This window comes from Terriglobia bacterium, assembly GCA_020072565.1.
GTDB lineage: Bacteria > Acidobacteriota > UBA6911 > UBA6911 > UBA6911 > JAFNAG01.
On record JAIQGI010000015.1, the window covers coordinates 43,628 to 64,818 of the forward strand.

Sequence of the window (21,191 nt, forward strand, 5' to 3'; positions counted from 1 at the left end):
GAGGTCGAGCTTTCGCGGCCGATTCGGGGATTTCGGAGGCGGACTGTCTCCAGAATTGATCTAGGGCGCAAGCGCGACCGCTTTGCGGCTGCTCCGAAGGCTGCCCACGAAATGGCGCGCCTGCTCCATGTAGACGTAGATCACCGGCGTGATGTAGAGGGTGAGCAATTGAGAAACCACCAAACCGCCTACCACTGCCAGGCCGAGCGGCCGCCGCGCCTCCGAGCCGGCGCCGACACCCAGGGCGATCGGCAGCGTGCCGACGAGAGCCGACATGGTGGTCATCATGATCGGGCGGAAACGCACCAGGCAGGCCTGGTAAATCGCTTCGGCCGGAGCAGTGTGGTGTTGCCGCTGCGCTTCGAGGGCAAAGTCGATCATCATGATTGCGTTCTTCTTCACGATTCCGATCAGCATGATGATGCCGACGAAAGAATAGATATTCAGCTCCTGTCTGAAGAGCAGCAGCGTGGCGAGTGCGCCCAGGCCCGCCGAAGGCAGCCCGGAAAGAATAGTAATGGGGTGGATAAAGCTCTCATACAGGATGCCCAGCACAATGTAGATCACCAGCAGAGCCGTCACCAGCAGCACGCCCATACCCTTCAAGGACGACTGGTACGCAGCGGCCGTGCCTTGGAAGGTATTGCTGATGTCGACCGGAAGGTTCTCCTGGGCAGCCTGCCCAATGGAATCGACCGCTTGGCCGAGTGAGACTCCGGGATTCAGGTCGAACGACAGGGTGACCGCCGGCAACTGGCCGTAGTGCGCCACCGTCAGCGGCCCCACTCCCGTATGGATGCCGGCAACCTCGTTCAACGGCACCAGCTTGCCGGTCGACGATTTGACGTAGAGCAGTCCCAGGGCACTCGGATCCTTCTGATACTGGGGCAAAAGCTCGAGTATGACGTAGTAGTCGTCTGTGGATGTATAGATGGTCGAGACCTGGCGCGATCCGTAGGCGTCATAGAGCGCATTTTCAATCGCATCGGCGGTGACGTTCAGGGAGGAGGCAACGTCGCGGTCGATGTTCACCGTCACTTGCGGGTTGTTGAGTTGCAGGTCGCTCGACACGTCCGTGATTCCAGGAATGGCGCGCATGCGTTTCTCGAAATCCGCGCCTGCGCGGTACAGTTCGGCGATATCGGGACCCTGCAGCGTGTACTGGTATAGACTTCGGGTCCTCATGCCGCCGAGGCGTACCAGGGGCGGGTTTTGCAGAAAGGTCCGTATTCCGGGAACCGCGCTCAACCTGGGCCGCAAGCTTTCGATGATCTGTTCCGGGGCCGACCGGCGCTCGCCGCGCGGTTTCAGCCGGATGTTGAGACGGCCCGCGTTGTCCGAGCCGATGCTGGAGGTGATCGCATCGATGTCGGGATGAGCGAGCAGAATATCGGACACCTGCTTCTGCATCTGAGCCATGGCGTCAAATGAAATGTCCTGTGGGGCCTCGGTGGTTCCCGAGAGGATCCCGATGTCCTGGCTGGGGATGAATCCCTTCGGCACAAAGCCGTAAAGGTAGAGCGTGGCCACGAGGGTTCCGGCCGCAAGGCCCAGCGTGACCAGACGGTGGCGGAGCACCCCGCGGAGAGTCCAGTCGTAAGCATGGCGCATGGCCTGGAAAGCACCTTCGGTGACGCGATAGAAGGCGTTCGGATTCTCGTGCTCCGGCTTCAAGATGCGGCTCCCGAGCATCGGAGTGAGGCTGAGCGCTACGAGGCCGGAGATCAGGATGGCCACACTGATCACCACGGCGAATTCGTGGAACAACCGGCCCATAATCCCGCTCATGAACAGCACGGGGATGAAAACAGCGGCCAGGGAAAGCGTCATGGAGAGGATCGTGAAGCCGATCTCCTTCGCCCCGTCGAGCGCCGCCCGCAGCCGTTGCTTGCCCATCTCCATGTGGCGGACGATGTTTTCCAGCATGACGATGGCGTCATCCACCACAAACGCCACCGAGAGTGTAAGCGCCATCAGAGAGAGGTTGTCCAGCGAATAGCCCAGCAGCGCCATGGCGGCAAACGTGCCGATGATCGACATGGGCAGCGCCAGGCTGGGAATCAGCGTGGCGGAGACGTTCCGCAGGAAAAGGAAAATCACCAGCACCACCAGCGTCACCGTCAGAAGCAGTGTGTACTTTACGTCATTGACCGAATCGCGAATCGATTCCGAGCGGTCGATCAGGATATCCATCTTGACGGAAGGCGGCAGCAGATTGCGGAAGGTGGGCAACAGATTCTTGACCGAGTCGACGACTTCCACCGTATTCGTCCCCGGCTGTCGCTGGATGGCAAGGGTGATCGAGCGCGCGCTGTTGAACCAGGCGGCCGACTTGTTGTCCTGCACGCTGTCGATGACCTGCCCCAACTCTCCAAGATGGAGGGGCGCGCCGTTGCGGTAGGTCACAATGAGCTTACGGTACCCTTCCGCGTCCGTGAGCTGTCCGCTGGCCTGCACGGTATAGGCCTGCCTGGGACCCGAGAGGGTGCCGCTCGGCATGTTGACGTTGTGCTGCTGGATGGCCGCCTCTACCTCGTCGATGGCGACGCCGCGGGCGGCCAGAATGGTCGGATCGACCTGCGCGCGCACCGCGTATTTCATGGCGCCAAAAACGTTGACTTGCGCCACGCCGGAGACCATCGAGATGCGCTGCGCGATCATGTTCTCCGCGTATTCGTCGACGGTGGACAGCGGCATGGTCGGCGAATTGAGCGAAAGCATCAGGATCGGTGAATCCGCCGGGTTGACCTTGCGGAAGGTTGGAGGCGTGGGCATTCCGGGCGGCAGCCGCCGCTGGGCCGTGGCGATGGCCGTTTGTACGTCCTGCGCCGCCGCGTCGAGATTGCGCTCCAGGGAGAATTGCAAGGTGATGTTGGTGGAGCCGAGGGAACTGGAAGAGGTCATCGAATCGATGCCCGGAATGGTCGAGAATTGCCGCTCCAGCGGCGTCGCCACTGAGGCGGCCATCATTTCGGGACCGGCACCCGGAAGGCTGGCGCTCACCTGGATCGTCGGAAAGTCCACGTTGGGAAGATCGCTCACGGGCAGGGTGCGGTACCCGACCACGCCGAAGATAAGGATCCCCAGCATCAACAGTGTGGTCATAACCGGGCGCCGGATGAAGATTTCAGTGATGTTCATTGCACAGTCCCTGTCTTTGCTGAATTTCTGCCGCCGGCATCCTGGCGCCCGACGTGTCACTTCCCCTGATGTTTCGCCCCGTTGCTCCCGGCGGAGTTTCCCGGGCTGTCAGAAATCTGCACGCGGCTGCCCGGCGCCAGCCGGAGTTGTCCTTCGGTGACCACTGTCTCACCCGGATTCAGTCCTTTTTCGATCACTATGTCCTGATCGACCCTAGCTCCCGTGACCACCGGCCGTGATTCCACGGTCCGATCAGGCTTCACGACAAAGACATACAATCCGTCCTGTCCATTCTGCACCGCCTGGCTTGGGACGATCAGGGCATTCGGCCGTGTGGCGAGATTGAGCGTGACGCGTACAAACTCTCCCGGCCATAGCTTCTGATCCGAGTTCGCGAAAGTGCCTTTGAGCCGGATGGTGCCGGTCGCGGGATCCACCTTGTTGTCGATGAAGGTAAGCTCGCCGGTTTCCTGGGGAGCTGATTCATTCCGGGGAGTCGCCGTCACGATCTGAGACCTCCTGATCATGGCAAGCTGAGTTTCAGGAACGGAAAAAGCCACGTAGATCGGTTCCACCTGGTTGATCGTGATCAGGTCGGTGGCATTGGCGTTGATCACGTTGCCTTGCTGAACATTGAGGTTCCCGGTGCGGCCGTCGAGGGGTGATTGGATCGCGGTGTACCCCAGCAGCACCTTGGCATTCTCCACTGCAGCTTTACTCGCGCTCACCGCGGCCTGCCCGCTGCGAATGGCGGCCTTGTCGGCGCGGACGGCGGCGGATATGGCGTCGGCGTTGGCCTTGACCTCGTCGGCTTGTTCCGCTGCCACCAAACCCTTCTTTAACATGCGGGAGTAACGATCCACCTCTGCAAGAGCGTACTTCTCCTGCGCTTCGTCCCGTGCGAGGTTGGCTTCCACCAATCCCAGCTGGGCTTCATCCCTGGAGAGATTGGCCTGATACTGGTTGAGCTGGGATTCCAGCATTCTGCTGTCAATGTCGAACAGCGGATCCCCTTTCCTGACGAAGTCTCCTTCACGGAAGTAGACGCGTGTGAGCTCGCCGCCGACCTGGGCTTTTACCGTGACAGTCAGATAGGTTTCCACGTTGCCGACGACTTGGAGGTCTATGGGGACATCTTTCTGGACGACTCTTGCCACCGTCACCGGAACACGGCCGGCCCCATCCTCTCTCTTTGAAGGGGAAGACGCCTTGCTCGTACAGCCCTGCCATATCAAACAGGACGGAAGAGAGCAAAGTGCGGCAAGCAGTAACCAGGCAGAGCCGCGGACTGATTTTTCATTTGTTCGTGTCCTCATCGCTGGGGATCTCCTTACAGCACAATTCAGAGGGACTGCGCGGCACGTCCGACTGCAGCAGTATCTACTTCAGCGGAATATTATCATATCACTCTTGTGTTCAAAGCGGCATATTTCCTTATGAGCATTTCTATTTGGGAGAATCGGAGAGGGAATTCAGGACTGTCGCCGAGGTCCCGAAGACTATCTGGTTGGCATCGTTGGGGTGCCCGAAGAGCGACGACGAATAAACATTCCGAGCCATAGAAACGTCGCAATGAGGCCCGTAGACAGGGTCAATGCCAGCCCGGCATAAAACGTGCGCGGGGTGAACCTGAACTCAACCGTGTGCTGCCCGGCGGGAATGAATACTGCTCTGAATGCGAAGTTCGCACGCAGGATGTCGGCTTCCCGGCCGTCCACAGTTGCGTGCCATCCCGGATAGTAACTATCGAGAAGCACGAGATAGCCGTCGGAATGTGCCTCCACCCGGCACGAGACGCGGTTGTTCTCATAACGCGCGATTTCCACTTGTCCGCCTGTGGCCGGCGCCTGTCCGAGGGGTTCCCCCGCCGATTCCAGGATGACTGAGCCTAGCAGGCCGTTGTTATTCGTCTCGGCGAGCCGGTTCAAAGCCTCTGCCTCAGATGCAACCCGGATGACGCGCGTGGCAAAGTAGGCGCGCGGCAACGCGTCTTTCAGGCTGTAAAGACCATAGTCCAGGTTGCTGTGCGTGTCGAACCGGCTCAGGAGATCCGCCCGAGGATCCTTAAGGTCACCCAGGGACATGATCCTGGCCGAGTTCAGATTGCCAAGCAAGGCCAGCCTTTCCTTCGGCGCCATGTTGACGCAGCTCTTCAGCAGCAGTTCTGATTCCCGCGTGTTGAGATGATCTATGCCCTTGTCGATTGAGTACTGGATGCCATTGCGGATGCCGGCCAGGCTCTGTCCGCTTCGTCGGTAAAACAGGATCATCCAGGCCAAGGAGCGATTCGGAGCGCGAAGCATGAGCCCGGTCGGTATTGGAGTCATGATGTTCGGCGAGACCGCGCGGATCAGGTTCCGGTCACCATGCCGGAGCATGTACAAATCGACCTCGGGCACAAAGTCCATGTCGGCATCCGAAATGAGAGGTGCCAGCCCAAGATTCGGCGGCACGAGTTCAAGGGCGAGCAGGAATGCCAAAAATCCTCCCAGAGCGGCAAACCTTCTCATCCGCCGCCCCGCCAACACCACCAGACCGCTCAAGAAGAGGAAAGCGCCGGTGGCTCTGATGGAATTGCCCAGACCGGCAGCGATCGCTGGCAGATCTTTGTTTTGCGCGACAGCGGGCAGCACTGCAGTGCGCAAAAGCGATTCCAGCTGATCTCGACTCATTCTCCAGTAGAAAGCAAGCCCGATGGCACACAGGCCCAGAAACATGCCGGCGATGCACACTCGATCAATACCGCGCGGGTGGGTCCTGCCTGGTCCGGGGCTCACGGCTGCCTCAAGGCCCAAAGCCGCAAGCACAGAAACAATCAAACTCGTAAGCAGAAAGAACTTGGAAGGATACCTCCCCATGTTGAAAAGCGGCACGTGCTCATACAGCCAAGGGTAGACCGGAGTGAACTTGCCGAGCGCCAGGATAATGCTCACGCCGAAGAAGGCCATCATGACCGTCCTCAACTTCGTTCGAGTCGAAAACAACGAAAGGCTGGACAGGAGCAAGGTGACGGAGCCAAGGAAAAACGAAGCCAGGTACCCTGTCGTCGATTCGTGATACGCCTCTCCCCAGTAGTTCGAAACGTCAATGGTAAAGGGATATCCGAAGAGGTTGGGGACCAAGGTGTTCATGAGGTCGCGGGGATTCATCGACCATTCGCTGGCCGTTTTGAAATCCAGGCCGGATCCTCGCGCGGAGAGCGGCAGCATTTCCAGGGTCGGTACTATTTGGGCGGCTGCCAGCCCGACTGCGATCAGCGCACCCACGGCAGCGACTCCGAGCGTACGTCGAAGTGCCTTGAAACGACTTTCCTGTTCCCAGATCCAGATTGCGGCGAGGGCCATGACGAGCAGGACATCGCATTGAAGAATCAAAGGCTCAACCGCTATGGCTTGCAGGGCGAGCAGGCCTCCAAATCCGAGTGTGCGCCGCCAGCGATGTTCGTGCAGGGCTCCGTAGAAAGCCCACCCAAGCCACGGCATCAGGGCAACTGCCGGGATGATGTTGTAGAGGTTCAGAAATGATAAGACCGCGCCCGAGAACTCATATGACAATGCGCCGGCGAGAGAAGCCACCCATTGGATGCCGAGCCGGCGCGCCAGGAAGTAAAAGCCCAGGCCCCCAGCGATGGGGTGGAGGATGAAGTGGATCTTAAAGGCGTAATTAAACGGCAAAAACAGGTGCAGGAGATTTGTCGGATACAGGGCCATATAGTTCGGGTTTGCCAGCATTGGCTGCCCGAGGTAGATGTACGGGTTCCACAATGGAAATTCGCCTCTGGCGAAGCTATCGATGAGGATTTTGCGCAAGGGATAATGGAAATTCAGGATATCGCGATAATAAAAGTTCTTTGATGAGAAGAGGGCATCCGCAAAGAAAATGATGCCCGCGGCCACCAGAATCAATGTTGCTCGGAGATCCGGATTCTCCCACCAGGGACGTGAAGAGACCTCGCTTGTATGTTTTGTCGCCATATTGATGCTGACTCGAGGCAGCCTCCGTCTTAACCTTATCGTCAGGGCTCAGGACATCTCTATGATTTAGATGTCTGCGCCTTCGATCTACTCCATTGCAGTGCCCGCTTTTCTCCGCTTATGCCATATACCGATTGCGCCGCCTGGTACGCACCCTCTCACATTACCCTTTGAAAACACCGGTGTGCGCTCACTGCCGGTTGGACCGTGATCTTCGTTGGGCGGAACAACATTGATGCCCGTGGCGCCATTTTGAGATATGCTGCTGAAAATGAATCGGACCAATATCCGCAAGGCGTATGCTGCGGCATTCCTGAAGAACCTGCAGTTCTTCGGCCCGATCTCCGTCCCCTACTTTCTGGACTGGCTCCGGGTGGATTATACCCGGATGTTTGTTCTGCAAGCCTGGTTTCTGTTCTGGGTATTTGTGCTTGAAATACCGACGGGAGTGGTGGCGGACAAATTCGGCCGCAAAATTTCGGTTGCTCTGGGATGCATTTTGTTTGCGTCCGACATGCTGTTCTTTGGACTTTCCAGCGACTATTATCTCCTCTTCGCCGCCGAATTCCTGGGAGCCGTAGGCATGACCCTCATATCAGGAGCCGATCAAGCCCTGCTCTACGACTCACTGATTGTAATGAAGGCGGAGGAGCGGGCACGATTCTATTTTTCGCGCTACGAAGCAGCCGGAACCCTGGGGCTCCTCGTCTCGTTCCCGATCGGGTCATCGATAGCCGGCCTTCGTAATTACCCCAACCTGTTGCCCGTGCCATTCATCATGACCGCAATATCCGCTATCCTTGCGGCCGGCATGTTCCTTTGGATGCGGGAACCTCCTCGGACCAAACCCAAACAGGGTTTCATCCAAATGGGTGTGCTCGGACTTCGCACGCTTTTCGCGCGCAAGGAACTGCGGGCGTATGTGCTCAATGCCGTCACGATCTCCGCCGTGACTTTCTTCGCATTCTGGTTTTATCAGCCCGTTACGCAGCGGGCTGGACTCAGGGTGGCCTATCTGGGATGGATCGGCGCCGGGTTCAACCTGTTCTCGGCGGTATTGCTCACCCATGTGGGTCTCTTGGAAAAGGCCATCGGCGTCAAGCACCTGCTATTGTTTTCGGCACTCGTGCCGGGTGTGCTTTTCATTGCCCTCGGCTTTGTGCACCCGCTCGCATTCGCAATTCCTGCGCTGTTCGTTCTCGTAGGATGCAAAATGGTACGGATTCCAGTGCTGAATGAATTCATCAATCGTCATATCGAAAGCGAAAACCGCGCGACTGTGATTTCGTCGGTTTCGCTGCTGGAGCGCTCCGTCACCTTTCTGCTCTACCCCATTGTCGGCCTTCTTGCGGATGTGTCTCTGGATTACGTACTGTGGCTGCTCGGAGGAGTGTGCCTGGTTTTTGCGGCCATGACACGCCTCAGCGACCGGCACCTTAGGATCGATGAATCATTGGCCACCGCCCGGTAGGCAGCCCATGGCTTTCCCTGTTCCAGAATGATTGGTGTGGCACCAGGCTTTTATGAAGATAAAACTCAGTAGTGCCGAGATCCCCAAATTGGAGGTCGAGCGGTCACATTCGATTAGGGGATTTTTGTGACTGTCGCCGAAAGAGGAAGATCAGGGAGAGGGGGTCCACACGGGTCCCCACCAGGCGCACAGACCAGTGGAGATGCGGACCCGTCACCAAGCCCGTGGCTCCCACCTTGCCCACGACGTCACCCGTGCTGAGCTGATCCCCTTCTCGCACCGAAAAAGCCGATAGATGGCCGAAATAGGAATACAAGCCCAGACCGTGATCCAGGATTACGGTGTTGCCTGAATAATATAGGTCTGCGGCCAGAACCACCCTGCCCGCGTTCGGTGCCTGGACCGGCGTGCCGGTCGCCCCTTGGAAGTCTGTGCCGGCATGCGGGCTGCGCGGCTTGCCGTTGTAGATGCTTCTCTTGCCGAACTCACTGATCGGCGGTCCGGGGACAGGAACGTGGAAAGCTCCGAGCCAATATCGTCGGGGTGAGAGCGCATCGAAGATCGCGCGCACCTTTTCGGCTTCTCTTTTGATCCGCGCCTGCGCCTCTGGCGGCGGAGTGACATACTTCTCATCGACGGTGAGCTCGCGGGTGGGAAACTTCTTGGCGAGAACGACGAGCGTATCCTGGGACACCACGGGCTCGCCGCTCGCGTCCGATCCGCTCAGCTTGACTGGATACCGGCCGGGCTTGGTGTCGAGATCAATCCCGACGAGTGCCGTCCAGTTGGCTCCATTCGGGAAAAAGGGAAATTCGTGCCCGAAAACGGAAGCCTGAAGTCGGCGCAGCGGTTGCGCACTCTCCACTTGGAAAAGAACTACCTCGCCGGGTTGAAGAGATCGTGCCTGATGGGTGACCTTGATATCGGCGCCCGCCGCGCCCGGGGATGCAAAGATGAATACCCATGAGATAAACGAGAACCACTTTCGTGCATTTCGGGGATTTCGCGATTCCTGTTCGTTTGTTTTCATCGTGCCCCAAGAATTACTCGACGCTTTGGATCCATTCAATCATCTTTTCGAGACAGAGCAGGTACGGCCTGTCAGGCGTGTTCCGGTTGACATACTTGAACTGGACGATCCGGCTACGGTTCAAGGAGTGGCTTCTTTGCGAGATGCACTTGGACAGTGAGCCGCTGTCCTGCTAGAGAGATGACACCATATTCGTTATTGTAATCTCTGAAAACCAGCCTCCGATCATTCTTCTCCTGGATCTTAAGATAGCTGTCCAGGTTGCTCTGCACATTGAGGAATGCCCTCCGCGCCGCCTGTTCGTTCGGATAGTCGACCAGCACGAGCGCATACTTGCCGCCGGCATCCTGATAACTGCCCGAAACGGCCGTCAGCTTGCGGCCGAGCTGAAGTATGTCCCCGTTGCCCAGGGTGAAAATCGATTGAAGCGCATACGGCCCGCGGATCAGCCGGATCGAGGCCTGGTTCAGCCCCGCCTGCGGCAGAAGCTCGCCTGGCCTGGTCGGCGTTTCCGGGGGCAGGCGCCCGGCGATGAAGCGACCGAACTCGAGCATGTCGAGCCGGAGCTTTTCGTTCCCCTCGGAGTTGTTGACGATCACGTAGTAGCGGTCGCGCTTGAAGATCAGCTGGAACTGGTTCAAGCTGTGGCGCTCCTGAAAAGACGGGTCCTGAGATTCCTTGCCGCAGTTCATGAGGTAAATGCCGGTGGCTGCGATCGGATCGGCCATCCGGTAGATCTCGATCTTGAACTCGTCGGCTGTGGTTTTCGCGGCGCCGGCCGCGATGGGGGAGTAGGGCTGCACGGTGAGCTGCTCGAAGCCGAATTCGAGAAAAATCTCGGCGCCGCCGTCAATGTGGCCGTACAAATCGCTCGCGGTGAAAACGCGGGGATTTTCGGCCTTTTTCCAGGCCTTGAGAAAACCGTCGGGAGGCAGGAGAGCCGTATCCGGGAAGATCGCAGGCAGCGCACCTGCGATCCCGAAGCATGCGAGCCAGATTGTCAGGAGCGCCGTCATACTTGAACCAGGTTGATTTTCTCCACGTTGGCCACGCCGAGGCCCAGTTTCTCGCCATAATGGAGGTATTCGGTGAAGCGGGGATTCTCGTTGACCTGAATCCCCATTTCCTTGCGCTTTCCCACCAACTCACGATGGCAGACCATGTCGAGCGCAAAGGGATCGGTGGCAAAGTAGAGGGAGTGATTGGCATAAACGAACTGGGCATTCTTGTCGGGGCCGCCTTCATATTGCCCGCGAATCCCATCGGTGATGTTCAGGACCAGCTTGTCGCGGATCACAGGCGCTGCCAGGACCTCGGCGCAGACGTTCAAGGACAAGGGCGCGTGCAGCCGCCCGCTGTTGCAGATTGAGCCGTATCCGAGATTCTTGCAGGCCATCGAGATGGCGTTGCCTGTGTTCTTGTAGGCTGCCAGGTTGACGATCTTCGTCAGCTTCCGGGTGATCAGTTTGCCGAAGTAGGAGTACTCGCCGTTGAACACGTGCTGATTCAGGTAAAACTCGTCGTCTTTGTAGCCCTGCACATTCTTCCCCACAACGCCTTTGGCGAAGTAGTAGAACTCCCGGTCAAAGTTGTTGATGCTCAGGTGGTTGCCGTCCTGGTCGCGCCAGTTGTTCCCCGTCTCATCCATGGTCTGCAGACCTTGGATCCCTACTCCGGGGAAGCGTGCCGGCGTGAACCCGGCGTCCTTGAGCATGTAGTCGAACCGGTCCCAGATAATAATATTCTGTTTAGGCACACCACTCGTGACCAGCCACTCGATGACCGCTTCCACCAGTTCCGGACGCGTGTTGATCAGGGGAGGTCCGACAGGATTGACCTTCAGACCAATGATGTCGTTTTGTTCGAAGAACAGGCCGAAACTCTCCTTCGTGCTTTTTCCGGTGAGTCTGGCGATGCCTTTTTCGACCATTTCAGCTATTACCTTGGCATCGAACCGGTCCTCCTGAAGAGAGCGCTTATCCGTGACCCTGATGACCCGGCCGGGGAATGGACCCGGCAGCGAATATCTGGTTTTCGGAACCTTGGTGAAGTCGAGGATGTTGGTTTCGACCTTTTGCGGAGGTTCCTTTTCCTGGCCGAACATCGGCACACCGAGGACTATGCCTCCGGCGGCTATCGAGCAGGTTCCAAGAGTTTTGACGAATTCCCGGCGGTCCATGCCGGGCGGGTTGGTGTTCAGAGATACATATCTGGTGTCTGTCATGACTCGTATCTATCACAAGCGGGCGTAAGGCACCACCGGGAAATTTGGGGAAATGCGACAACGCCCTTGGTGCGCAAGCCTTGCCTGCTCCTTATTCGGGCCGTTCTGATGCGCTTCACCAAAACGGCCGTAAGCTGCCGCAAAATGGGACAATCCTGTGATATGCTCCACGCCGGAGGAGGCTCACGATGCCTAGCAAGGTTCTGATTCTGATTCTTTTGACCACAACCAGTCTGCTGGCCCAACAGGACAGCCTTCACCTCACTGTTGGGGACCCGGCCCGCAAGAACAAGGAGGCCAAGGTTGTGCTCGATGCCGTGACTGAGACCGCGACTGGTGAACAGCTGACCCCGGGCGAGACAGTTGCGCGGCTCGCCGGTACGCACCTCATTTATATCGGCGAAAGCCATACCACCATGGATTTTCATCGAGTCCAGAAGAAGATGATCGAGGAGCTGCAGGGCGCCGGGAGGAAGGTCCTCATCGGGCTGGAAATGTACCCCAGCACGGAGCAGCAATACCTGGACGATTGGTGCGGTGGCCTCCTTACAGAGAGCGGGTTCATTCGGTTGTCGCACTGGTACAAGAACTGGGGCTACCACTGGAACTACTACCGGGATATTTTCGTCTTCGCTCGCGATCACGGCATTCGTATGTTCGCGCTCAATGCACCCCGGGAAGTGGTGTCATCCGTAACCAAGAAGGGCCTTGAAAATCTGAGCCCGGAGGAAAGAGCGCACATCGCACCGAAGATCGATACTTCCAGCGAAGAGCACCTCACTCTATTTAAAGCATTTTTTGCCGAGTCCATGGGGATGCATTCCGTGATGAGCGACAGCCGGGTGGACGCCATGTTTGCATCCCAGTGCACCTGGGACGCTACGATGGGATATAACGCAGTTCAGGCGCTGAAAGAACACGGGGACGAAAACACCGTGATGGTTGTGCTCATTGGCTCAGGCCATGTTGCGTACAATCTCGGGATTCAGAGGCAGGCAGCCCAATGGTATGACGGCAAAATGGCGTCCATCATTCCCATCCAGGTGCTTGACGAGAGGGGTCGGCCGGTTGAGAGCGTTCAGGCATCCTACGCCGATTACATCTGGGGACTGCCGCAAGAAAAGGCCCCCCTCTACCCGGAGCTTGGGGTCGCGACCAACGAAGTTCCCGGGGAATCCCGGCGCCGGGTTCTTTCGGTGAGCGAAGGTTCCCCGGCAAGAAGCGCCGGATTTCAATCAGGGGATGTCCTTATCTCCATGGATGGAGTTCCTTTGACCGACGCCGAAACCTTGAATCGGCTCATGGCGGGGAAATCCTGGGGAGACTCCGCGGTTTTTGTCGTCCGCAGACAGTCGAAGGAAGGCGCGCCGCAGGAATTGACCCTCATAGTCAATTTCCGGCGCCCCTCTTCCTCCGCACGGCCGGCGATGCCAGGCAAACAGGGACAGATTTCACAAACAAATGCTCCGCGGTCTCAGCGATCTCTGCGTTGAGGTTTTTGGTTACAAATATCCTGTGCCGTGGAATTCGCGCCGGCCTTCAGGTTTGATCAGCGCTGGTTGGCCGTCAGGATTTTCTTCCGCAGTCGGATTGCCTGCGGGGTGACCTCGACGAGTTCGTCGTCGTTAATGAATTCGAGGGCCTGCTCGAGGGAGAGTTCGCGGAAGGGGACAAGTCGGATTGCTTCATCGGAGGTGGAAGCCCTCATATTGGTGAGCTTCTTTTCCTTGACGACGTTGACATTGAGATCGACGTTGCGGGCGTTCTCGCCCACAACCATTCCTTCGTAAACCGCAGTGCCGGGCCGGATGAAAAGTTCGCCGCGTTCCTGCAGGTTGTAAAGGGCATAGCTGGTCGCGGCACCCGGACGGTCCGCGACCAGGGCTCCGGTCAGCCGGTTGGTAATCTCTCCCAGCCACTCGCCCCACCGCAGGAAGAGCGTATTCAACAGACCGGTGCCTTTCGTGTCGGTAAGAAATTCCGAGCGGAATCCGATCAGGCCTCTGGTCGGAACTTCGAATTCGAGCCTGACCCGCCCGGCACCGTGGTTCACCATCTTTGTCATGCGCCCCTTGCGGCGCCCGAGAGCTTCGGTCACGACGCCTATGAACGCATCAGGACAGTCGATGACGACCAGTTCAATCGGCTCCAGCTTCTTCCCGTCTAGGACCCGCGTGATGACTTCAGGCTTCGAGACCTGCATCTCGTAGCCTTCGCGCCGCATCATCTCGATCAGGATTGCAAGTTGAAGTTCGCCGCGTCCGGAAACCTTGAAACTGTCCATTACCCCCATGTCCTCCACGCGGATCGCCACGTTGCCGAGCATCTCCTTGTTGAGGCGCCCTCTGAGGTGGCGGGAGGTCACATATTTCCCGTCGCGGCCGGCAAATGGGGCGGTATTCACCTGGAAAACCATCGATATGGTGGGCTCATCGACCTGGATTGCCGGCAGCGGCGCCGGATTTTCCGCGTCCGTAACCGTCTCACCGATGAAGATCCCTTCAATGCCGGCGAGAGCGATGATCTCGCCGGCGCGCGCTTCTTCAGCCGGCTGGTGTTTCAGACCATCGAAGGTGTAAAGCATGGTAATGCGCGTCCTTTCGATGGTGCCGTCGAGCTTGCAGACGGAAACGTTGTCTCCGACTGCGACCCGGCCCGAAAAGATCCTTCCGATCGCGATCCTGCCCACGTAGTCGCTGTAGTCTAGCATCGTCACCAGGATTTGCAGCCTGTCGGCAAGCAGTGGGCGGGGAGCTGGTATAGTCTCCAGAATCTGCTCGAAGAGCGGAAGCAGATCCTGCGAGCCGTCGTTCAACTCGCGCCTCGCAATCCCATCTCTGCTTATGGCATAGAGTATGGGGAAGGTGATCTGTTCCTCATTGGCATCCAGATCGATGAAGAGGTCATAGATCTCGTTGACGACCTCCTCGGGCCTGGCGTCGGCACGGTCGATCTTGTTGACCACCACGATGGCGGGGAGTTTCTGTTCCAGCGCTTTGCGCAGCACGAAGCGCGTTTGCGGCAGCGGGCCTTCCGACGCGTCGACCAGCAGCATGACGCCGTCGACCATCTTCAGGACCCGCTCCACTTCTCCCCCGAAGTCGGCATGGCCGGGGGTGTCGACGATGTTGATCTTGACCCCGCAGAAGTGGATGGCCGTGTTCTTGGCCATGATGGTGATGCCGCGCTCGCGTTCGAGGTCGAGGCTGTCCATCACGCGCTCGACTATGCGCTCGTTTGCGCGAAACGTGCCGCTCTGCTTGAGCATCGCATCCACCAGCGTGGTCTTGCCGTGGTCGACATGGGCGATGATGGCGATGTTCCGGATGTCTTCTCTGGCTTGTGCTATTGACAAACTCATCTCCTGGCACGGTCACGCTCTTGAGAGGCGGAATCCGGGCACGCGAAAACGACGAAAGGTACTCGACCTGGAAGGCCCTGTCAAGAAGGACCGCATCCCTTTGGGATCGGACCGAGGCAGATCTTATTTATTCAGGTGGTTAGCGCGAAAGCAGCAGCGTAGACAGCGCTCAAATTCGGAGCTCATTTTTTTCGTTTCTGCTGCCTGAGTTGATCTTGCGCGAGTCCGACCCCTACCCCTCTCTTAACGCATTCTTTACAAACATTTTGTGGTACATTCGGCTCCGGTGCGCGTACGTGAGGATAGGGCACAGACGCCGCCGCGTGTCTCTGCCGGACGACTGGCCTACCGTGACTCGTGCTTGTGAAGGAGAGGAGGCATACTTATATGAAACGAATCCTGATTGTCACCGGCCTGGTGCTGGCGTTGGCCTTTGCAGCTTTCAGCCAGCGGGGCCCAAGGGGCGGCTTCCGCGGCGGATATTCGACCGACAGCCTGCCTCAGGCCAACTCAGAGCTTGAGAAGAAGGTGCTGGCGGTATTGGAGGAGGCGCAGAAGATCGGAGCCATGTATCAAAATGTTCCGGTCACCGACGGTAGAATGCTCCGGTTGCTCACCGAGGCGGCGGGCGCAAAGAACGTGGTCGAGATCGGCACATCCACGGGACTCTCCGGCCTGTGGTTATGCCTCGCCCTTCAGAAGACGGGCGGCAGGCTAACCACGTTTGAGTATGATGCGGGCCGAGCAGCCACCGCGCGCCGACACTTCAAGGAAGCCGGCGTCGATCAAATCGTGACCATTGTCGAGGGCGATGCGCACCAGACGATCGCCCGCCTCAAGGAACCGATCGATGTTCTGTTCATTGATGCCGACAAGGAGGGCTACGTCGATTATTTAAACAAACTGCTCCCCCTTCTGCGGCCGGGCGGCCTGATTCTGGCTCACAATGTGGGCATGGCTAACGACTACGACAAGCTGGTTACTGCCAACCGGGCGCTGGAAACATTGTTCTACATGGAAGGCGAGGGGCTGGCCATCACCCTGAAGAAACGCTGAACTTTCTCCGATCGGAGTGCTTCCGACGCTCACGGGGAGATCGAAGCCCTGATCTCGCTCTGCTTGAGCATCGCGTCCACCAGCGCAGTCTTTCCGTGGTCGACACGCGCAGTGATGGCGTTGTTTCTGATGTCTGCTTTAGATGGTAAGTCGGACAAACGAAACTCTCCCGGCTCGATACCGATCGCCAGCGGCGAAATCCTAGCGCATAAATGCGACGAAAGTTATCTTGAAGCAGACAACGATGTCGAGGTACGGTCGCGCCTCAGGTGCTCTGAAGTGCGGAAGCACACAGCGGAAGCACAACGCCGCTTGTGGGATCCGTTAAGGGTGTGCTATGCCTCCGCGCTCCAAAGTGGTCGTGGGCCGGATGGACCACGCCTAGAAGTACATTCTGGTAAACGCAGAACTTACAGCCAGTGAATGAATTTCCGCCGCGCTCCATTTCCTTCACTAGCGCCGCAAAATAACAAACCCTAAAGCCATCAGCCTGTTCCGACGATGAAAACGTTGTGGTGGCCGGAAATAGTGAGTGAGCCGGACAGTCGATACATTCATTGAGTAAGGTCTTTGCGAACCAAGAAGCCTCGATGCTTCTGCCTGCCCGCGCTGGGACTGTACCAACTGAAAATCTTGAAGCAGATTGCCTCGGATCCGGAAATCACGCAGATGGAACTGGCGCCGCGCTGCGTGCTGTCAGTCGCGATGGTGAACATTTATATGAAAAGACTTTGCAGCACAGGTCTTCTCGAATATCGGCAGATGAGCTCAAAGTGCGTTTCCCACCATCTGACGGCGATTCCAAAGCGGCAACCCCTTCTGGAGGCGCAGAAGCAACCTAAGGGCGGTAGGCGTTAAGCAACGCGGCCGAACTTCCCAAGGAGCGACCAGTGCACTTAGACTCGGTCATGATCAGTATCAGCTGGTTCTGCGATTTTCACGCCAACGCAGCGACCTCATGTCCATATTGCTGGGTCACCATGGCAGAGTCGAATCGATCCCGGAGCCTCGACCGGCCTGCCGAGTCCTGGCTCGAGGCCATACGGCAGCATGTTCCGGCCACAGCAGTGCTGGACTTTGTCGGTGGCGAACCGACCATATTTCCACGATTTCACTGGTTTCTCGAGCAGCTTTCCACCGTGTACCGTTGGGCGGTAACCTCAAACATGGGCGGACAACGGTGGCGCCTGTACAAGGAACAGCCGATCAGTAATTGTGTGTCCTGGACCGCCTCCTATCATCACACGAGCCACGATTCCATCGGTGAATTTGCCGGCAAATGCCTTGAGCTGGCTCCTCATTACCCGATTTCCGTCAATGTCGTGGAACATCCTTCGCACGATGCTCAGGCTGCTGTGACCCATCTGCGGGGACATGGATTGAAGGTGTATCTATCCCCCTTCGAGGATGTGCGCGATCTCAACGTTCCCGGACCTCTGCCCCTCTCCTGTAACGGCGGTCATGCTCACATCACAATCGACCCCCAGGGATTTGCGTACAAATGCCTGACCCAACAACGCCGGGCGGATCGAGAGCGGTGGCGTTTGGGAAACATCTTTGATGGTGGCATCGTCTGGCCTGAGAAACGCAGCATCTGCTTTCTTCCCTGCGACCAGTTCTACACTCTCGATCGGAAGCACGCTACGCACGACATGTGGGGATTAGATGTCCGGGAGATCGAGGTTCCCGATGCGCTTGATCTCGCGCCCTATCGCGCGAAATTCGACGCTCCTTCTTCACCCAGGAAGGATTTTATCCAACTCTCCCAATGGGCTGGACCTTTGAAGGCACCGGCGCAAGGGAGTCTGACTTCGGAACCCGGAGGCGTTCGGGATTTGAGCTCTGCGGCAGACGAGATCATGGGGGAAGCTAATGAGGCGCGCCTATGAAGATCCTTTACTTTAACTCTTTTTCGGTGGTGCACGGCGGCGCGGAGCGTCTCCTGTTCGATACCTGCACAGAAATGCTGGAACGAGGTCACCAGATCGCAATCATCATCGCGAACGACGATCGACGCTTGAGGAACCCCGAGTTCTGGCCCGCCCGAATTAATCGATACTATGTTCCGGAGTTGATTCTTCCCCTCTGCGACCGGCGCGCTTATGACAGGCACCGGCGCACGGAGAGCTATCAGGACACGCTTCGCTACCTGCAGGACATTATCAGCATCGAATCTCCGGACCTGATCCACGTTCACAATTTTCCGTCAGTGGAGATCTTCAAGGAGTTGGATGCGGACGTCCCCTTGATCAAGACCGTTCACAGCTTTGAGAACCTCTGCGAAACGCGCCTGAAGCTCCTGCCGGATGGAGCGATCTGCAGCTACCCGATGGGGAAGGTATGCAAAGCAATCTGCGGGTTCGAAGACAGCTTCCGGGCAGTGCGCGTGCGCTGCGAGAATCATTTCTCGAAGTTTCGTTTTGCACGTTTTCTGGCGATTTCGGACTACATCCGAGAAGTCCTGCTAGCCAACGGATTTCCGGAGCGGAAAATACGCATCCTGCCGAATTTCACCCGCCTGACACAGAAGTGCGTGGATGTGGCTGAAGAGAACCGAGTCTTGTATGTAGGCCGCCTGACCCCGGAAAAAGGGCTCTTGGAGCTGATCCGGGCTATCAGGCGGATGCAGAGACAACCGACACTGCATATTGTGGGCAAGGATGGAGTTCTAGGTCAGAGCAGCTTCCAGGATGCAATTCTGCGTGAGGCCGTAACTCTTGGCGTGGATTTGGATTTGCAGGGTTGGGTGATCGGCGACGAGTTGAGTCGGGCTTATGCGCGTGCCCGGCTGGTCGCGTTCAGTTCGGTGTGGCCGGAGCCGTTCGGCCTAGTAGGCATCGAGGCCATGCTGCAGGGCAAGCCGGTTGTGGCTTTCGATACCGGAGGAGTACGCGACTGGTTGAGGCACAAGGAGACGGGGTTCCTGGTTCCGCACGGGGATCTTGACCAGTATGCCGCGCGAATCGATCAGCTGCTTGCTGATGACAGCCTGCGCCGAAGAATGGGAGATACCGCTCGCCGGTATGCCTTGGAACGTTTCACTGCACGGCGCTATATGACGGACTTACTGGACATCTACATGGAGGTCATCAATGAAGGTGCTGCTGATCGATCCGGCGGGCACCCAGAGGTGCGTGACGCACAATGCTGGCCTAGCGTTCCTGTCTAGTGCTCTTCTGCAACGCGGCTATGATGTGCGGGTGCTGGACCTGAACAATTACGAATACTCCGATGAGGAGGCAGGCCGATACGCGCGCGGATATGAGCCTGACTGGATCGGAGTATCCGTCAAGACGGCCCTGGTCAGTTCGGCTGAGAAAACCATGCGCGCGATCCGGGCGGATTGGCCCGGGGCACGTACCATCATTGGAGGGCCTCACATCGGCGTGCTCGGGATGCCCTACCTGGCTCAACAGGACCTGTACGAGTTTGGTCTGGTCGGTGAGGGAGAGCGCGCCCTGCCTGATCTCATCGAAGGGAAGGCTCCACATTCCATTCCGGGCCTGATCTTCCATGAAAACGGAAGCTGGCATGCCAACCCGAGCGACTTCATTCTCGATCTGGACAATCTCCCTTATCCCACCTACCGCGCCTGGGATCGCATCGATCGATCCCTGTTTCCGTACCTGATGGTTCACAGTCGCGGTTGTCCCTATCGCTGTGCCTTTTGCAGCGTGCCTCGAATCAACGGCCGCCGGTTCCGGAAACGATCGCCAGAAGGGGTGGTTGAGGAGTTGCGTCATGCGCGAAAGGAATATGTCTTCAGGGATTTTGAATTCATCGACGATAACCTGACACTGGACATTGAGCACGCCAAGAAAGTGTGTGATGCACTCATCCAGGCGGATCTGGGTGTGGGCTGGTACGCAAACAATGGGATCCGTGCCGACCGCCTCGACCGGGAGTTGGCCGGACTTATGAAGAGATCCGGCTGCAAAGGGGTGGCCATCGGCGTTGAGTCGGCAGATGACGAGATCCTGAAGGCCATCAAGAAAGCTGAAACCATCGAGGAGATGGCTCGCGGCATTCGCCTGCTGAAAGAAGCTGGCATTGTTGTCGGCGGACATTTTATCATTGGGCTCCCCGGCGACACACTCGACAAGGTGCAGAAAAGCCTCCGGTTCAAGGACGAAGTCGGCCTCGACTACGCTTACTTCAATCAGCTGGTTCCCTATCCCGGCACCGAGGTGAGCGAGTGGGCCTTCAAGCACGGAACAATCCTGGTCAACGACATCTCCGATGCCAGCCATTTCGGCCGGAAAAATGAGGTCCTGATGGAGACGCCCGAGTTTCCAAAGGCCGACCGGGAGCGCGTTTTTCTCATGCTTGCCGTGGATGGCAACAATGGTCTGGTCAGCTGCCAGGATTTCAAAACTCTATATGCCGACATGCCGGGTTGCAGGGCACTGGTAATTCGCTCCGGGCGCATGGACCCATACAGCCACATCCGCTCGCTCCTGCCGGAGAACTCGGTGCAGGACGTGTTGGTTTCGCGAGGCGTGCGGGTCGATAATCCGGACGTTAACCGTACTTTCGAATACTCACGCCCCGGCCTCATGAGATTCAACGGATTCAGTCGTGAGTTGAAACAGCAGTTGGTGAGGGCCTACGACATCGTGATCTATGTGAACACACTTCAGACCGGACTCAGTTTCGACAACATTGTTACCATCGCCAGAAATTGCGGAAAAAGGATCTACGAGTACCAGGCCGGGCAACAGCTGCGCGAGGTCAAGGCCGACGGCTACTCGACTGCGAAGATTTATTCCCGTGCCTCTTGATGCGGGCAGGCCTCAACAAAGGGCTTCTGCCGGTTCGGCGCGATATGTCCCAAGGCCCTATGCACATGTTCGAAGATATCAGGATCAGCCGGTTACTGGCTCTTTTCGCCGCGGGCTGGATGCCTGGACGTTCAGGAAGCTGTCGTAGTCTGG

The 21,191-nt window shown here is 57.7% G+C and carries 14 protein-coding genes; 7 read left to right on the top strand and 7 right to left on the bottom strand.

Translation table 11 applies throughout. From position 1 onward, the window contains the following. Window positions 1-60: 60 nt before the first annotated feature. From LAP85_10985 to LAP85_10995, 3 genes are all read right to left on the bottom strand, one after another. Complete coding sequence (locus LAP85_10985; GenBank protein ID MBZ5496915.1) at window positions 61-3,141, bottom strand: efflux RND transporter permease subunit; 3,081 nt, start codon at window positions 3,139-3,141, stop codon at window positions 61-63. Window positions 3,142-3,197: 56 nt separating this feature from the next. Then, complete coding sequence (locus LAP85_10990; protein MBZ5496916.1) at window positions 3,198-4,457, bottom strand: efflux RND transporter periplasmic adaptor subunit; 1,260 nt, start codon at window positions 4,455-4,457, stop codon at window positions 3,198-3,200. 183 nt (window positions 4,458-4,640) lie between these two features. Beyond that, window positions 4,641-7,115, bottom strand: coding sequence for a YfhO family protein (locus tag LAP85_10995; protein MBZ5496917.1), 2,475 nt, complete (start codon window positions 7,113-7,115; stop codon window positions 4,641-4,643). A 271-nt stretch (window positions 7,116-7,386) separates the two neighbouring features. Here LAP85_10995 and LAP85_11000 point away from each other — a divergent pair, with 271 nt between their 5' ends. Continuing rightward, complete coding sequence (locus LAP85_11000) at window positions 7,387-8,586, top strand: MFS transporter (GenBank protein ID MBZ5496918.1); 1,200 nt, start codon at window positions 7,387-7,389, stop codon at window positions 8,584-8,586. A gap of 103 nt (window positions 8,587-8,689) precedes the next feature. On the opposite strand, the gene LAP85_11005 is transcribed toward LAP85_11000, so the two are convergent. From LAP85_11005 to LAP85_11015, 3 genes are all read right to left on the bottom strand, one after another. Next, the gene (locus LAP85_11005; protein ID MBZ5496919.1) at window positions 8,690-9,616 is read right to left on the bottom strand and encodes a M23 family metallopeptidase; all 927 of its coding nucleotides are present in this window, start codon (window positions 9,614-9,616) and stop codon (window positions 8,690-8,692) included. 113 nt (window positions 9,617-9,729) lie between these two features. Next, the gene (locus tag LAP85_11010) at window positions 9,730-10,632 is read right to left on the bottom strand and encodes a hypothetical protein (protein MBZ5496920.1); all 903 of its coding nucleotides are present in this window, start codon (window positions 10,630-10,632) and stop codon (window positions 9,730-9,732) included. Then, a complete protein-coding gene (locus tag LAP85_11015; GenBank protein ID MBZ5496921.1) occupies window positions 10,629-11,795 on the bottom strand; it encodes a DUF362 domain-containing protein in 1,167 nt (388 codons plus the stop codon). Before LAP85_11015 ends, LAP85_11010 begins: the two co-directional genes overlap by 4 nt. A 233-nt stretch (window positions 11,796-12,028) precedes the next feature. Here LAP85_11015 and LAP85_11020 point away from each other — a divergent pair, with 233 nt between their 5' ends. Next, complete coding sequence (locus LAP85_11020) at window positions 12,029-13,333, top strand: ChaN family lipoprotein (GenBank protein MBZ5496922.1); 1,305 nt, start codon at window positions 12,029-12,031, stop codon at window positions 13,331-13,333. 56 nt (window positions 13,334-13,389) lie between these two features. Here the strand turns inward: LAP85_11020 and typA are convergent, their stop codons facing one another. Beyond that, window positions 13,390-15,201, bottom strand: a complete 1,812-nt coding sequence (typA, locus tag LAP85_11025; GenBank protein MBZ5496923.1) for a translational GTPase TypA — start codon at window positions 15,199-15,201, stop codon at window positions 13,390-13,392. Window positions 15,202-15,588: 387 nt separating this feature from the next. Between typA and LAP85_11030 the strand changes: the two genes are divergently transcribed. From LAP85_11030 to LAP85_11050, 5 genes are all read left to right on the top strand, one after another. Continuing rightward, window positions 15,589-16,257 (top strand): class I SAM-dependent methyltransferase, encoded by a 669-nt coding sequence (locus LAP85_11030; GenBank protein MBZ5496924.1) that lies wholly within the window; start codon window positions 15,589-15,591, stop codon window positions 16,255-16,257. Between the two features lie 633 nt (window positions 16,258-16,890). Then, on the top strand, window positions 16,891-17,115 hold the full coding sequence (locus tag LAP85_11035; GenBank protein MBZ5496925.1) for a winged helix-turn-helix domain-containing protein: 225 nt from the start codon (window positions 16,891-16,893) through the stop codon (window positions 17,113-17,115). A 32-nt stretch (window positions 17,116-17,147) separates the two neighbouring features. After that, on the top strand, window positions 17,148-18,146 hold the full coding sequence (locus tag LAP85_11040; GenBank protein MBZ5496926.1) for a hypothetical protein: 999 nt from the start codon (window positions 17,148-17,150) through the stop codon (window positions 18,144-18,146). Further along, window positions 18,143-19,426 (top strand): glycosyltransferase family 4 protein, encoded by a 1,284-nt coding sequence (locus LAP85_11045; protein MBZ5496927.1) that lies wholly within the window; start codon window positions 18,143-18,145, stop codon window positions 19,424-19,426. The genes LAP85_11040 and LAP85_11045 overlap by 4 nt, the downstream gene beginning before the upstream one ends. After that, window positions 19,350-21,038 (top strand): B12-binding domain-containing radical SAM protein, encoded by a 1,689-nt coding sequence (locus LAP85_11050; protein MBZ5496928.1) that lies wholly within the window; start codon window positions 19,350-19,352, stop codon window positions 21,036-21,038. Before LAP85_11045 ends, LAP85_11050 begins: the two co-directional genes overlap by 77 nt. Window positions 21,039-21,191 lie beyond the last annotated feature (153 nt).